14 protein-coding genes and 1 other RNA gene are annotated in these 13,916 nt (G+C 40.7%); 3 read left to right on the top strand and 12 right to left on the bottom strand.

Features of this window, described 5'->3' with window-relative positions; translation table 11 throughout:
* Nucleotides 1-282: 282 nt before the first annotated feature.
* From H5203_RS15420 to H5203_RS15445, 6 genes are all read right to left on the bottom strand, one after another.
* The gene (locus H5203_RS15420; RefSeq protein ID WP_145242981.1) at nt 283-732 is read right to left on the bottom strand and encodes a hypothetical protein; all 450 of its coding nucleotides are present in this window, start codon (nt 730-732) and stop codon (nt 283-285) included.
* Nucleotides 733-823: 91 nt separating this feature from the next.
* On the bottom strand, nt 824-1,063 hold the full coding sequence (locus tag H5203_RS15425) for a hypothetical protein (RefSeq protein ID WP_145242983.1): 240 nt from the start codon (nt 1,061-1,063) through the stop codon (nt 824-826).
* A gap of 109 nt (nt 1,064-1,172) precedes the next feature.
* Nucleotides 1,173-1,553 carry a hypothetical protein gene (locus H5203_RS15430; protein ID WP_182819938.1) on the bottom strand — a complete coding sequence of 127 codons (381 nt, stop codon included), beginning with the start codon at nt 1,551-1,553 and terminating at the stop codon, nt 1,173-1,175.
* A gap of 726 nt (nt 1,554-2,279) precedes the next feature.
* A complete protein-coding gene (locus tag H5203_RS15435) occupies nt 2,280-3,368 on the bottom strand; it encodes an IS91 family transposase (protein WP_182819939.1) in 1,089 nt (362 codons plus the stop codon).
* The gene (locus H5203_RS15440) at nt 3,365-3,976 is read right to left on the bottom strand and encodes a tyrosine-type recombinase/integrase (RefSeq protein WP_259401958.1); all 612 of its coding nucleotides are present in this window, start codon (nt 3,974-3,976) and stop codon (nt 3,365-3,367) included. Before H5203_RS15440 ends, H5203_RS15435 begins: the two co-directional genes overlap by 4 nt.
* 14 nt (nt 3,977-3,990) lie before the next feature.
* Nucleotides 3,991-4,197: a phage integrase N-terminal SAM-like domain-containing protein gene (locus tag H5203_RS15445; protein ID WP_182819940.1), complete on the bottom strand. Its 207-nt coding sequence runs from the start codon at nt 4,195-4,197 to the stop codon at nt 3,991-3,993.
* Nucleotides 4,198-4,504: 307 nt separating this feature from the next.
* Between H5203_RS15445 and H5203_RS15450 the strand changes: the two genes are divergently transcribed.
* Nucleotides 4,505-5,476, top strand: coding sequence for an integron integrase (locus H5203_RS15450; protein ID WP_145240522.1), 972 nt, complete (start codon nt 4,505-4,507; stop codon nt 5,474-5,476).
* A gap of 187 nt (nt 5,477-5,663) precedes the next feature.
* On the opposite strand, the gene ffs is transcribed toward H5203_RS15450, so the two are convergent.
* Nucleotides 5,664-5,760, bottom strand: an RNA gene (ffs, locus tag H5203_RS15455) — signal recognition particle sRNA small type.
* A gap of 140 nt (nt 5,761-5,900) precedes the next feature.
* Nucleotides 5,901-6,776 (bottom strand): DUF3014 domain-containing protein, encoded by an 876-nt coding sequence (locus tag H5203_RS15460; RefSeq protein WP_145240520.1) that lies wholly within the window; start codon nt 6,774-6,776, stop codon nt 5,901-5,903.
* A gap of 184 nt (nt 6,777-6,960) precedes the next feature.
* Between H5203_RS15460 and H5203_RS15465 the strand changes: the two genes are divergently transcribed.
* Entirely contained in the window at nt 6,961-8,106 is a 1,146-nt protein-coding gene (locus H5203_RS15465; RefSeq protein WP_145240518.1) for a patatin-like phospholipase family protein, read from the top strand.
* 14 nt (nt 8,107-8,120) lie between these two features.
* Here H5203_RS15465 and H5203_RS15470 read toward each other — a convergent pair whose 3' ends face one another.
* Nucleotides 8,121-10,097 carry a monovalent cation:proton antiporter-2 (CPA2) family protein gene (locus tag H5203_RS15470; protein WP_145240516.1) on the bottom strand — a complete coding sequence of 659 codons (1,977 nt, stop codon included), beginning with the start codon at nt 10,095-10,097 and terminating at the stop codon, nt 8,121-8,123.
* A gap of 150 nt (nt 10,098-10,247) precedes the next feature.
* Between H5203_RS15470 and H5203_RS15475 the strand changes: the two genes are divergently transcribed.
* Nucleotides 10,248-11,144, top strand: coding sequence for a GGDEF domain-containing protein (locus H5203_RS15475; protein WP_145240514.1), 897 nt, complete (start codon nt 10,248-10,250; stop codon nt 11,142-11,144).
* A gap of 47 nt (nt 11,145-11,191) precedes the next feature.
* Here H5203_RS15475 and H5203_RS15480 read toward each other — a convergent pair whose 3' ends face one another.
* From H5203_RS15480 to accA, 3 genes are all read right to left on the bottom strand, one after another.
* A complete protein-coding gene (locus H5203_RS15480) occupies nt 11,192-11,539 on the bottom strand; it encodes a hypothetical protein (protein WP_182731388.1) in 348 nt (115 codons plus the stop codon).
* Nucleotides 11,536-12,843 (bottom strand): tRNA lysidine(34) synthetase TilS, encoded by a 1,308-nt coding sequence (gene tilS / locus H5203_RS15485; protein ID WP_182819941.1) that lies wholly within the window; start codon nt 12,841-12,843, stop codon nt 11,536-11,538. The genes H5203_RS15480 and tilS overlap by 4 nt, the downstream gene beginning before the upstream one ends.
* 107 nt (nt 12,844-12,950) lie before the next feature.
* Entirely contained in the window at nt 12,951-13,907 is a 957-nt protein-coding gene (gene accA / locus H5203_RS15490) for an acetyl-CoA carboxylase carboxyl transferase subunit alpha (protein WP_145240508.1), read from the bottom strand.
* Between the last annotated feature and the right edge of the window lie 9 nt (nt 13,908-13,916).

The following is a 13,916-nucleotide window of genomic DNA, read 5'->3' on the forward strand; positions in this document are numbered from 1 at the left end:
TGTACCTGGCAATATTTGCTCAGCAAAATTGATTGGAATGAATTTATTTTGGCAGGATAAGTCAGGCTTGTAGTTGGCCATAACAATTTACCGTGGGTGAATAATATCTATTAGATCACAGTAACCCTGTGGGTTCAATGTCAAAAAACAATCAAGTCAATTGTGTAGAACCAGTTCCTAAAAAGAGTAATTCTACAGCCTCAACGCCCCGCTAAACGGCGAGCGTTAGCGAGTCCGGTGGAGGCCACGCTTTTTGTGGCCGGAACGAATTTGAGCGGCTTGTTAGAGGGCATTTTTTATTACCCCATTTGATACTGATAAAGATACATAATCCATGAACCGCTCAGCGATTGTAAGGCTCACACAAATATTACCCCAAAACCACCTTGCATACGGGTAACCATCATTTTCGCCTACCTCTTTAGGTGAACCAAACTTAGAAAGCAATATAGTCTTTACCTGCTCATATTCTTTTTGCACTGAATCTGCTTGGTCTTGAGTTTCAGGATGTAAAAAGAAGATGCCATTGCCTTGCTGCATTGCTTGAATTGAAACAACCAAGTCATCAAATATAGTTTCTTGCTCCCAGAATAATTGGCTGGTTTTTCCTTTTTCAGGTAACGGTTTTCCACCCATTTTTGTTATTTGGTGCAAGCTTTTAAACCACGGCAATACTTTCCCTGAGCCTTCAAGGCATAAGCCTTCAGATAGTTTGTATGGCACTGACTCCATAATGCCCTCTAACGCCCCAAGCAGGGGATTTTATGAGTGTTTTTCAGCGAGTAAAATTCCCGCTGACTTGGCTTGTTAGGAATGCCTTGTCTTACGACCATGACAGCTCCTTTGTAATGTTGTCACCAACGTAAAATTCGTTTACTTGTATATCGGCTATTGGAACAAGATTGCTATATTCCTCATTGAGGAAGTCAATCATTTCATCCAAACTCCAAGGCCCTAATGATGCCTTGTAATCAGGGTACTCTTTTTGAATTTGCATCCAATCATCATAATTTTTTTTTGACAACACAACATTGGTTTCTGTATAGATTAAATGTAGCTCCATTACTTCACTGGCTTCCTAACGCCTTAATAAACGGCGGAAAATAGCAGGCTAAACTAAGCGAAGAATGAGCGCAAGCCTGCTGTTTTACGTCCATTGTTTAATTAACTTGTTAGTAGCCTTTAGCAAATAGGCAATAGTCTCTGTTACCGTAAAACACCCAGCTTAAATTTGGGGGTACTAAATAGAAACTCAGGATATCTGTAGACTGCTGAAAATTGTTAAAGCTAGTCCAGTTTAAGTTGAACTCTGAATTTAGCCTTTTAACTACACCTGTAGTTTTATAAACCCGCTCAAACGTCTCAAAAGCAAAAACCTTTTCATTGCTTTGGTACTCTCCAGTAACTGAAAAGACTTCATGAAACTGCTCTTCCAAGATCCAATAACCACTTTCAGTAATTGGAAATTGCGTAACTTTCCAATTTGGCGATAGAAGAGTTAACTCATTTCCATTATCTATATCTAGTACTGACTTTAGCTCGTCAAATTGCACCAAAGCCTCCTAGGCTACTAACGCCTTGCTAAGCGGCGTGGAATAGTTGGCTAAACTTGCGAGGAACGAGCGTGAGCCAACTGTTACACGTCCGTTTAAGCAACTTGTTAGTTGCTCATTGTTAAAAGCACCAACTTAACAACAAGTTATCACGTCTATGGGATAAGCGGAAGATTCAAAAAACACCCCACTGCAACTTTGCCACACAACGTGAACTTTGAGCCTTAAACACATTTGCTGATTGAATTTACCTTACAAAGTTAAGGCGAAAACTGGGTAGCCAAAAGCGTAAAACGACTTTATAAAAACGATTGTTTGCCACAACAAAGGAAGGAAATAAACACCAGTCCTTTGATGTGAAATACCGCACGTTTAACAAATAAATATTAACGAACAAGTTGCGGCAACTAACATTTTAGTATTTATGCGACACGCAGTTTGTGTTGCATAATCGCTTGTTGGACTGAGGTGCTACCTGCTCGGTGTGTCAGAGTTGGTGTTGTTTATGCTATGGGTATTTGCTTTTTATGACCTAAGCTATATCAAGCCAATTTAATTGGCGTGCCTGTCGTATCTAAGCTGTCCCTGCGTTACTCAGCGTTTATTATGTATCCATTAAACCTAATGTTTAACCGTTAAGCAATTATATTTTTTGTACGCACAGTCGCCACTGACCTGAACAGTTAAGCAGGTTAACTAGTTGATTTGATGCAGCAAGCTAGGCCGCTAACTCGTTCGAACTATTTCATTCGTCGCAATATCTGAGGTTATCACTCCAATAAATCGTAATATGCCAACCTTACACCGCTGGCAAGGCCATTGCGGTATCAATGGTTCTTTTTCTGCCTTTGGTTTCACCAGTTTATATGTGTGTCGCGCGTGAGCCCTTATCAGCGCTAACTTTCGCTTGCGACATGCATTGGCTAAAAATCCATAGTGGCGAATACGCATAAATCCTTTGGGCAGTACATGCTGTAAGTAGCGCCGTAAAAATTCATCACAGCTCAGTGTCATTACTTTATCGCGGTTGTTATCTGCATAATCTCGGTATTTAAAACTCACAGATTGTTCATTCGCTGTCACCAAACGTGATTCTGACATCACGCCTTTTCGGGTATAACGAGCAAGGTAACTAACTAGCTTTTCACTGTACGTTAAACAGGCTTTACTATACACGCACCATTTGGTTGGCGTGTTTATCTTCGCGACTGAACTATCGCATTCATTCAGCGCCGTGAGCATTTTTCCCCTAAAAACTGTTGATAACGCTTTTACAGGGTATAAATAGCCTTTTTCTATTTCATGCCAGTGTGCTTTATCAAGCGCACCTGCGGGTATCAAACAATGCAAGTGGATATGCTGACTTAAGTTCTGCCCCCATGTATGCAGTACGCTTGTCATGCCTAACTGGCCATGTCTTTTTCGTTTCGCAAATTTGCTCAGCGTTTGCCATGTCGCTTTAAATAAACACTGATACAACGCGTTTGGGTTATAGTGAGCAATGATATTCAACTCATGAGGGAGCGTAAAAACAAGGTGGAAATACCGACACGGTAATAAATCTTCCTGCTGTTTTTGCACCCATTTAGCCGTGGCCATGCCTTGGCAACGTGGACAGTGACGATCTCGACAACTACACCCAATCTTTTGCGACTCACCACAGCTATCACATTGCCATGCTTGATAACCGAGCTGACCCGTTCTGCATGATTGAAGGTGCTGACAGACACGTAGCTGCTGATAGCTCATCGTATGATGTTGCCGATAATCACCAAGGCCTAAATTTAAAATATCAGCTAGGTGTAAAGCGCTCATTGTTGACTCCAACTCGCAAGTAAATCAATGCCGCCATGCCCTAATTCAGGTAACCAATGTAAGTAACTTTGCGTGGTTTTAATATGACTGTGCCCAAGCTGATGTTGCAGTTGATGAAGTGGCATACCTGATTCAAGTTGATGTGTTGCATAAGCATGGCGTAGTGCATGTGGATTACAGTGTTTTAAACCACACGCTTGTGCGTGTTTTCTCAATGGCTTCCTGAAGGTCGATGCTGACATCGGTTTATCCATTAACAATCGCGAGTAAAACATCCAACCCGTTGGGTGATACATTTTCCAGTAACAACGTAATTGATTCAGCACACTGTCTGATACAACTACGTAACGTGATTTATCCCCTTTACCTTGTTCAATTAAAATAGTTTTACGCTGTCCATCGATGTCTTGCACTTTAATGCGTAGCAGTTCGTTAATACGTAAACCACAGCCATAACACACCGCTATTAACGTTTTCAATCGCATGTCAGTGCAACTTTCTATAAGCCGCTGCATATCATCACGCGATAAATACGTGGGTGCGCGCAATTTCGCTTTTGGCAGTGCAATATCTAAGTTCAGTGGGCGATGTAAAATATTCTTAAACAAGAACCAAATGCTGTTTATCTGTACTTTTGGCTTGCTCTAGAAAGTTTACGGATAGCGGGATCGTTAAAAAAGGCGTTAAGCTCGTCATCAGTAATCGAATCGAGCGGTTTATTAAAATAATAACTGAGTTTTAGTAAATGTTCACAGTAGCTTTTACATGTACTTTGTGAATAACCTCGATAGGTTATTTCTGTTTTGACTTGTTCAATGAGTGTATTCATGACTTACCTCCAAGTTATGGGATAACCCCAAGGTAAGTGTGGCTCAACTGGTCAGAATAGGATCTCCGCGTAGCGGCTTAGTTCAACAATTTTATAGTGCGCGCGACGCGCATATTTCTGCCGATGTCACGCTCATGTATACAATAAGTATATTTTTAACAAATAACGTAATGTATTGCCAGCTATAATTTTTTATTGTTCCTAAAGATATTCAGAAAAAAGAAAATGCGCTCGTCGCTCATTTTCTTGAATATGGGAGCCAAACAACTACACTGTACACATATACAGCATGACTATTGGTGATGACATGAAAACGCGCTCCCCATTTTTAAATTATATCGCTGATTATATGTTGGTACGTCAGTATTCATTACGTACCGTGGACACCTACCTGAGATGGATTGCATCTTATATCCATTTTCATGATAAGCGCCACCCGGCCTCAATGGGAGACAATGAAGTCGAACGCTATCTAGAACACTTAGTGTTAAAGCAAAACGTTGCACCGCGTACGCAAGCAACGGCTCTCAATTCATTGTCATTTTTATATAAGCACATAATAAAAAATGAGCTGTCGTTAAACTTAAATTTTGCTCGCAGTAAAAAACAAGCAAAACTGCCTGTCGTGATGACCCCAGAAGAAGTCAAAATATTAATGGCTCATTTAAATAAACGCTATTATTTAATTGCTGCCCTTATGTATGGAAGTGGTTTAAGAGTAATGGAAGCTGTGCAATTAAGAGTGAAAGATATTGATTTTGATTATAAATGTATTCAAGTATGGAATGGCAAAGGCAATAAACACCGTATTGTTACGTTGGCCACAGAGCTAATTCCTATGCTGAGAACTCAAATTTTAAACGTTGATGACTATTTAAAACTTGATTTAAAGAATACCGATTATGCTGGCGTATGGATGCCATATGCTTTAACAAAAAAATATCCTTGCGCCGCAAAATCACTTGCGTGGCAGTATTTATTTCCCTCTCATATATTAAGTACAGATCCTCAAAGTGGTGAAATAAGACGACATCATTTTCATCACTCGTGCATAAGAAAAGAAGTAAAGAAAGCAGTTCAAAAATCGGGATTAACAAAAATAATAACACCGCATACCTTGCGTCATTCATTTGCAACGCATCTATTGCAAAGTGGCGCCGATATCAGAACAGTTCAAGCTCAGCTTGGCCATTCTGATGTCAAAACAACACAAATATATACTCATGTTTTACAGCAAGGAGCAAATTGCGTAGTGAGCCCCTTAAGTAAAATATTTTAAACTTTATCAATGTTCGCTTCACGCCAAAAGTATGATGAAAAAGCACGTCTATTTGATTAAAAAATAATGCCATTACAATTTTGATGAGAATTCACCAAAAAGCGCATTGTGAGAACGTAGTATTGGTGATTTTTAGATAATTTAAAAGGGAAATTTACAACACCCAAATGAGGAATTTGGGTGGCAGTCTTACCAGCCACATCTCGGCACACACGTCACAAACTGTGGCTGCTCCCTTCCGGGCCTGACCAGGTTCGCCTGCTAGTGTTGCGAGAGGACCAATAAGACTACCATTGAGGGCCTTGGTTGGCGCGGGAGAGATTATCTCTACTTTTGCTGTGTTATTCAAGGGGAAACACAAAAAGAAAGTGCGATTGCATGTTAAACATACAATCGCACTGTTTTTTAAACGATTTAAGTAAGATTATTGATTATCTAACTCTTTTTTTACGTTGCGTAGTACAGCTTTTATTTTTTTCATGTTTTCAGGGCCCATGCGTAGCAGTTGTTTTTGTGCCGCCGGTAGGCGTTCCCATTCTGAGTAAGCATATTGATAAGTTACTGAATCACGTAACAGTGGCATATCCCCTTTTGGCTCTGGGGTATCTAGCAGCAATTCTATGGCGTCAGTAAGTGTTTGATTAAACGCATCACCTTGATAGCCAATTTCTGTATACGCATCATTGATAAGTGGTTTGTACTCATCGTATAAACGTACGATTTGTGCTGCACTCATGCTAGTAAAGATTTTTACATAAGGGGTATAACGCTCATAGCTGTTTGGATCAATGGTAAGAATATCACCCTCTACTACACTAAAGCCTTCTTCTAACTTAATAACAGGAGTGTGTTTTTGGGCAATTTTACCTTTGGCAAGATTATCTATAAATACCACACCGCGACGAATAACATCGTCGTTTATAACCAAACTCATAGCTGCATCACCTAAGTATTCGTCTAACTTAGCAACAACGACAGGATCGCTTTCATCAAGAGTAGGTAGTGGTTCTACTTGCGGCTCAGGCTCTACTGGGCGTGGTGTTGGCACGGCTAAATCAGCAGGCTTTTCAGGATTAACAGATGGGGCATTAACAACCGGATCGTTCTCTGGTTTTAGCTCCATCATGGGGCGCTCTGCTACGGGTTGCTCAACTTCGGTTGCTGTTTGTGACTCATCACTTGAGTTTAATAACACAAACGCTGCAGCAATAATGATAATAATTAAAATGATGCCTGCAAATAAAAGGTTATTATTCGGTGGACGTTTTTGAACATCTGACGCTGATGGTTGATCTGACATACGAACTCCATAAATATTAAAATGCGATAACAGTAAGAGTACCCTAAATGGATTTAATTCATAGCCTACACTAATAATTATTAACGTAGCTAAGGTATCCTTTGATTCTTCTAGCTTAAAGACTTACAGTTAATAAATAAAGTAAAGACGCTTAACCGCTTAATTGCAACGACGAAACTCAACTATGAAAATCAAGCAAATCGATAAAAACAAACCTAAAGTTGCTCTGTTACTGACCGGTGGTGGTGCACGTGCCGCTTACCAAGTTGGGGTTCTTAAAGCGCTCGCGCAAAGTATGCCGCGTACCGCCCCGCTGCCATTTACTATTATTAATGGTACATCTGCCGGAGCGATCAATTCAGCCGCGCTAGCAAGCTATGCTTCATGCACCCATTTGGCGGTACGTAAACTGGAATCTGTTTGGAAAAACTTTTCTACGTCAATGGTATATAAAAGTGATTTTATCAGCGTGTTTGGCCATTTAATGCGTAACATGCTGACTAGTTTTCAATCTGAACATATTAATCATCCACCAGCGAGCTTGTTGAATAATCAGCCTTTACGTAATTTACTTAATGAAATTTTAGATTTAACTCGCATTGAGCGTAATTTACACCGTAATTATTTAGATGCGCTGTCAATCACCGCATCAAGCTATACCACGGGTGATTCTGTGGCGTTTTTTCAATCTAATACACAGTCACCTTGGCGGCGCGCTAAACGCGAAGGCCAAGCGGCACGTATTAACGTTGAACATTTAATGGCGTCCAGTGCAATTCCTATGGTGTTTCCGAGCGTAAATGTATACAACCACTACTTTGGTGATGGCTCTATTCACCAATTATCGCCTCTGAGTCCATGTGTCCATTTAGGCGCTGAAAAAATATTTATTATCGGTGTTGATCAGCCCAAAGAAGCTCATCCGCCGGGTTATCTACCTCACTTCCCAGGGTTATCCTCGATTGCGGGCCATTTGCTCGACAGTGTGTTTACCGACACCTTACAGTCAGATCTTGAGCGCCTTGAACGAATTAACCGAACTTTAGGTTTGTTACCTGGGCGTGATAAACACCAAGAATTAAAGCAAATACAAAGTTTTGTGATCAATCCATCAGAAAACTTTAATGCCATTGCTGCAAACTATTACAGTGATATGCCTTTAGCCATTAAAATATTACTGCGCATGATCGGGGTTAAAAAACGTTCTCAATCGAGTTTAACCAGTTACTTATTGTTTGAAAAACGCTATACCCAGCATTTGATTGAAATTGGTTATAAAGATGGTTTAGAGAAACTGCCACAGATACGCGAATTTTTAGAGCTCGATTAACAGTTAACTATTCACTAATCCGTACCATCGAGTAAATAGCACTCTACCCGCTCTACTCGTCGGGGTTTACCTTGTAGTACAAGAATATCTCCGGCGAGTAAAACAGTGTGCAGCGATGGACTATCAATTTCACGGTCTTTGCGTCGTAATGCTCGCACTGATACTTTACGTTTTTCGAGATTTAATTCATTAATATTTTTAGCAACCGCAAAGGCGTTTTCTGGCAGTGCCATAACGTGTAAATACTCAAGCCGCTCGGCGTTGTTTTCTTCACTATCAAATTGATCTCCAGCAAAAAAACCATGTAAAAATTGGTAACGGTTACGCCGCTCTTTGCTAACCCGCCTAACAATACGCGACATCGGCACGCCCGACATAGACAACACGTGCGACACTAACATTAAGCTCGCTTCCAGTGTTTCTGGCACCACCTCAGTCACGCCAAGCTCTTTGAGTGCTTCGAGATGACTATCATCGCGCATGCGTACCAGTATTTTCACGTCAGGAGCTATTTGCTTTATCGCATCGATCACGATTTGCGCATGTTCAAAATCGGTGAAAGTAATGATCACTAGTCGAGCTCGTTCGACTCCTGCTGATTTTAAAATATCTTTTTGTTTTACATGACCAAAAATAACGGGCTCTCCAGCTGCTTTGGCCTCTTGAACTAGTATTGGGTTACTTTCAACAGCAACGTACTCTATTGCTTCTGGCTTTAAAAACCGCGCAATAGTTTGCCCAACCCGAGAGAACCCACAGATCACTACATGGTTTTGATACAAGGTGCTACTGTTAGGCTGTTGCTGCCACTCACCGTTGGGATTTTTTAATACCCCAAGTTGTTTTAATAACCAAGGCGTCGATTCTATTAAATAAGGCGTTAAGCCCATCGACATGACTGCAATAGCAATTAAAAATGAGGCGTGATCTAAAGCTAATAATTGGTGTTTAGTAGCAAGCGCAATTAATACAAAACCAAACTCGCCCATTTGCCATAGCATGATGCCTGCTGCAATTGCATCTTGTTTTCGCTCGCCCATCAGTTGCGCTAAAAAAGTAATAACACCAATTTTTAATACTAGCATTAGCGCTAATGCAGCCACTATCCAATACCATACGCCAAACACATATAAAATATCGAGCTGCATACCGACAGTGACAAAAAATAGGCCCATTAAAATATCGCGAAATGGTCGAATATCAGCTTCTAATTGATGTCGGTACTGGCTTTCGCCGAGCATCATTCCTGCTAAAAATGCGCCCAGCGCCATCGATAAGCCAAATAAATACGTTAAGCCTGCGGCAAATAAGGCAACCACTAAGGTGGTCAAAACAAACAATTCATCGGTGCGCATTAATGCAACTTCGCTAAAGACTTTTGGCAATACCCACTTGCCTATCATCCATAACAACAAACATACAAATGCGCCTTTAGTTAAAGCGAAAGTCAGGGCCCAGGCAATGCCTTCAGTATCACTGCTTTGGGCCAGTAAAGGTAAAGTAATCAGTAACGGCACCACCGCAATATCTTGAAATAATAACATTCCGATAGCGAGCTGCCCTCGCCGCTGTTTAAGTTCGCCGGTTTCTTTAAGTAATTTAACCACCACCGCTGTTGATGACAGCGCCATTAATGTCGCAATAGTGAAACTGCTCAACAAAGACAAATCCATCAACAATAAAATCAGCATAAACACAATACTTGTGACAATTACTTGCAACGTGCCCAAGCCAAATACAATATTGCGCATTGCCATTAAGCGGCCAACAGAAAACTCCAGCCCTAAACTAAATAATAAAAATACAATACCAAGCTCAGCTACAAAATGTATTTCATGACTTTGCGCCATCCAGCCAATGCCATGACTACCCGCTAATAAGCCAGTAGCAAGGTAGGCGAGGATCGGCGGTAAGCCAATGCGCTTAAATAACCATACCAGCACCACAGCAGCCAGTAATAAGCCAAATATTTGAGCCAATACACTTTGCAAATAAACCTCCTATTTATACTGTTGCCATACCGTCAAAATTTTAGCTACTTAAGAGTTAACTATAGCAACTATCTGTTTTTCAGCCAGTTTGGAATAGTGGCACAAAAATCGCTTAGAAAAGTAATAACAAACTCCTAGGGGGAGAAAACCATGGAAAATGTCCATATTTTGACGCAGCGCATCTCGGCACGTGGCGAGTTTCTGCCGTTTTCGGCAGAGCATTACCGTAATAATGAACCTGCTGCTATTCATAGTTTGCTCGAAAAACTGCAAACAACGTTAAATATAGAAGAGCTATTAACGATTTATGCTGAGCATGCAAAACAAATCATAAATTTTTCAGGCTTGCAGTTTCAGTCGTCTCTTGGAGTGGCACAAATCCCTAATAGTGATAATAGTAAACCGCCATATTCATTTAATTTAGACATAAATAATGAACATTTAGGGCAGCTGATCTATTTTTGCCAATACCCGCTTTCGGGAAGTATCAAGCAAAAGTTAGTTGGCTTACACAGCGTATTGGTTTATCCATTACGTAATGCATTAATGTATAGCCGCGTGCTAAAGCTAGCTACTAAAGACACTTTAACAGGACTTAATAATCGTAGTCAGTTTGATGCTATTTTGGCTCAGAAATTAGAGCGTTTTCGCCGCCATCATCGTCCATTTAGTCTAATGTTGTTAGATTTAGATAACTTTAAACAAGTTAATGATAGCTACGGTCATAAAATTGGCGATGACGTATTACAAGAGTTTGCCAACGTTTTATGCAGTAGTATTCGCGGGACTGATTCTGTATTTCGTTTTGGTGGTGATGAGTTTGCAGTATTAATCGATGATCCTGAATTTACCACAAATAAAGTGATTGCTCAGCGAGTAATGCAGTTAGTGACTCAGTCAAGTTTAATGAAACAATATGAAGTCACCACCAGCATTGGATTTACTTTGGCAAACAGCAAAGATTGTGAGAATGAGATTTTTGCCCGCGCCGATAAAGGTTTATACAAGGCCAAAGCATCAGGGCGTAACTGCGCTAAAGCGTATTAATTAAAGGTAAGCCTAGTTCCCCCACTAGGCTTTCTTTTATAATTATACTAATTATCTGACTTGGCTAATAACTTATAACCTAATAGTGCTAAGCAAAAACCAAAAAAGAAACCACTAATTAGGTATAACAAAGCAGCCATGCTGGTTAGTGGTACAACAATGACCATTAATAATGGAATACTCACCCCAACAATAAAAAATAGTCCACCTTTACCTAACCAGTACGCAATTAAAATAATTGCACACACCAAACCACCTAAAACCGAATACGCTAACGTTAATAGCGCAAGCTCAAACATTACCGTGGCAATGCCCGCTATAACGGCTGTAACTATTAGCCCTAACGGTGCTTTATTGACTAGTGATAAACCAACATGTGGCTGTGACGTTGTCATGTTTTTATCTCCCAAAATATACCTTTTTCATCGGCGTGTTCTGCACTTATAAAATGCCCTACGACATAAACTAATTGCTCATTATAAAAAATAAGTGGCACATTAGCACGTAACCATGGCGCTACTTTTGCATCTTTAAACCAATGTTTAATGCTGTTGTGACCCGGTTTTTTAAGCGGTTTAATACGTGCCTGTGGACAATTAAACTGGACAGAAACGTGTTCATCAAGCAATGGTTTTCTAACTCCTATACCTGATAATTGTATTAGGGTACGACCATCTGAAAGTAACTGGTTTTGAGCAGTTAGTGATTGGCTGTCAGGAACGGTTGTTTCACGTACAAAATATAAAAATTTTTGATGCCGGCGAACTTGCCCATCCGTTAACTGAATAAGTAGCTGCGCATCAGCTTTTGCTGTTAAACCTTGTGTAAGTATTTGCTGAGTTTGTTGTTGTGATGGCATAAGCGTCGTAAATTGTCCAAGCCAACAACGCAAAACATTTGCTTGGCGCGCAGCGCTAAAATTTGCTAGCTGTAAACAACTTAACCCTTGCTGGGTGTTTTGGCATTGCCTTAAATCTAACTGAGTGTATTCATCAAGTACATCTTGCTGCTGTTGAAGAAGGTTAACACTACGCGCTGCGCTTTTCTCAAAGCCGGTAAATCGTTCACTTAATAGAGGCACTATTTGCTGACGAATAAAGTTGCGATCAAAGCGCTCATCCGTATTTGAATCATCGGTAATATGATCAAGCTTAAACTCGGTAGCAAATTGTTCAATACTGTGTCGTGTGGTGTTCAGCAGTGGCCTTAAACATTCTCGCCCAGAACTCAAGGTGCGAGTTTGCCGCATCGATGCTAAGCCTTGTAATCCTGAGCCCCGTTTTAGTCTCAATAAGAACGTTTCTAGTTGATCATTTAAGTGCTGCCCTAGCAAAATAATACTGCCGCTTGGGCTATGCTGATCAAGTGCCTGATACCGAGCATCGCGGGCGAGCTCTTCTAGACTCGTGCGTGATTTATTGGTGATTTTTACATGAGCCGAGTAAAAAGGAACTTTTACTATTGCACATAGTTTTTCGCAAAAATGCTGCCAATCGTCGCCATACTGACTTAAACCATGATTAACATAAACTGCGCTTAATTGCAGTTGCGGTATTTCAGCTTTTAGCGCATTCATTATATGCAGTAATACCACCGAATCCACACCACCAGAGAGCGCTACCGTAAATGCGGTTTTGTGCTCATCGGTATAAGGCGTAATGGCATTTTTTACTTGTTGGTATAACGATGTTGTTTGCATGAGTAACCATCAACTTAAATTTAGTAGTGCTCCAAGCTCCAAAGCATTCTAAAACAAAAAAGCCGCAATAGCGGCTTTTTTTCATCAATTTGGTTGTTTTGTTTATCTTAACAATAGCCAAACGACATTAAACGTTTATAGCGTTGATCAAGCATCTCATCCAGTGACAGAGCTTGTAAATCAGCTAAATCGCGCTTAAGTTGATTTTTCAGGTTACGCGCCATACCTTCGTAGTTACGGTGTGCGCCACCTAATGGCTCTTCAACTAAGCTGTTGATCAAATCAAGCTCTTTAACACGCTCAGCGGTTACACCCATCGCTTCTGCAGCAAGAGGGGCTTTATCAGCGCTCTTCCACAAAATTGATGCACAACCTTCTGGTGAAATCACCGAGTAAGTACTGTACTGCAACATGTTAACGCGATCACCTACACCAATGGCTAGAGCGCCACCTGAGCCACCTTCACCAATAACCGTACAAATTGTTGGCACTTTTAATGCTGCCATCACTTTAAGGTTACGTGCGATTGCTTCAGATTGGCCTCGCTCTTCAGCGCCAACACCAGGGTATGCACCTGGGGTGTCGATAAAGGTCATAATTGGCATTTTAAAACGCTCTGCCATTTCCATTAAGCGTAATGCTTTACGGTAACCTTCAGGCTTTGGCATACCAAAGTTGCGTTTAATTTTTTCAGCTGTGTCACGGCCTTTTTGTTGGCCAATAACCATCACTGGTTGACCTTCAAAGCGTGCAACACCGCCTAAAATTGCCGGATCATTCGCAAAAGTACGATCGCCAGCAAACTCGTCAAATTCCGTGAAAATACGCTCGATATAATCTCGAGTATAAGGACGCAACGGATGACGGGCTAACTGAGAAACCTGCCAAGCACCTAATTTAGAGAATATTTCCTCTTTCATTTTAGCGCTTTTCTCTTTTAATCGACTGACTTCCTCTTCTAACTCAAGGTCTAAATCGCCAGCGCGGCTTATATTTTGTAACTCTTCAATTTTTGCTTCTAACTCTGCGATTGGAAGCTCAAAATCAAGATAATTGAGGCTCATGCTCTAAAC

It is taken from the genome of Pseudoalteromonas sp. SG41-1 (genome assembly GCF_014164575.1).
GTDB classification, from domain to species: domain Bacteria; phylum Pseudomonadota; class Gammaproteobacteria; order Enterobacterales; family Alteromonadaceae; genus Pseudoalteromonas; species Pseudoalteromonas rhizosphaerae.

Excerpts from the sequence above, each read along its gene's own strand:
- H5203_RS15475 (WP_145240514.1), top strand. The coding sequence starts at position 10,248 with ATGGAAAATGTCCATATTTTGACGCAGCGCATCTCGGCACGTGGCGAG.
- H5203_RS15450 (WP_145240522.1), top strand. The coding sequence starts at position 4,505 with ATGAAAACGCGCTCCCCATTTTTAAATTATATCGCTGATTATATGTTG.
- H5203_RS15435 (WP_182819939.1), bottom strand. The coding sequence starts at position 3,368 with ATGAGCGCTTTACACCTAGCTGATATTTTAAATTTAGGCCTTGGTGAT.
- tilS (WP_182819941.1), bottom strand. The coding sequence starts at position 12,843 with ATGCAAACAACATCGTTATACCAACAAGTAAAAAATGCCATTACGCCT.
- H5203_RS15425 (WP_145242983.1), bottom strand. The coding sequence starts at position 1,063 with ATGGAGCTACATTTAATCTATACAGAAACCAATGTTGTGTTGTCAAAA.
- H5203_RS15480 (WP_182731388.1), bottom strand. The coding sequence starts at position 11,539 with ATGACAACGTCACAGCCACATGTTGGTTTATCACTAGTCAATAAAGCA.
- H5203_RS15445 (WP_182819940.1), bottom strand. The coding sequence starts at position 4,197 with ATGAATACACTCATTGAACAAGTCAAAACAGAAATAACCTATCGAGGT.
- H5203_RS15420 (WP_145242981.1), bottom strand. The coding sequence starts at position 732 with ATGGAGTCAGTGCCATACAAACTATCTGAAGGCTTATGCCTTGAAGGC.
- accA (WP_145240508.1), bottom strand. The coding sequence starts at position 13,907 with ATGAGCCTCAATTATCTTGATTTTGAGCTTCCAATCGCAGAGTTAGAA.
- H5203_RS15465 (WP_145240518.1), top strand. The coding sequence starts at position 6,961 with ATGAAAATCAAGCAAATCGATAAAAACAAACCTAAAGTTGCTCTGTTA.
- H5203_RS15460 (WP_145240520.1), bottom strand. The coding sequence starts at position 6,776 with ATGTCAGATCAACCATCAGCGTCAGATGTTCAAAAACGTCCACCGAAT.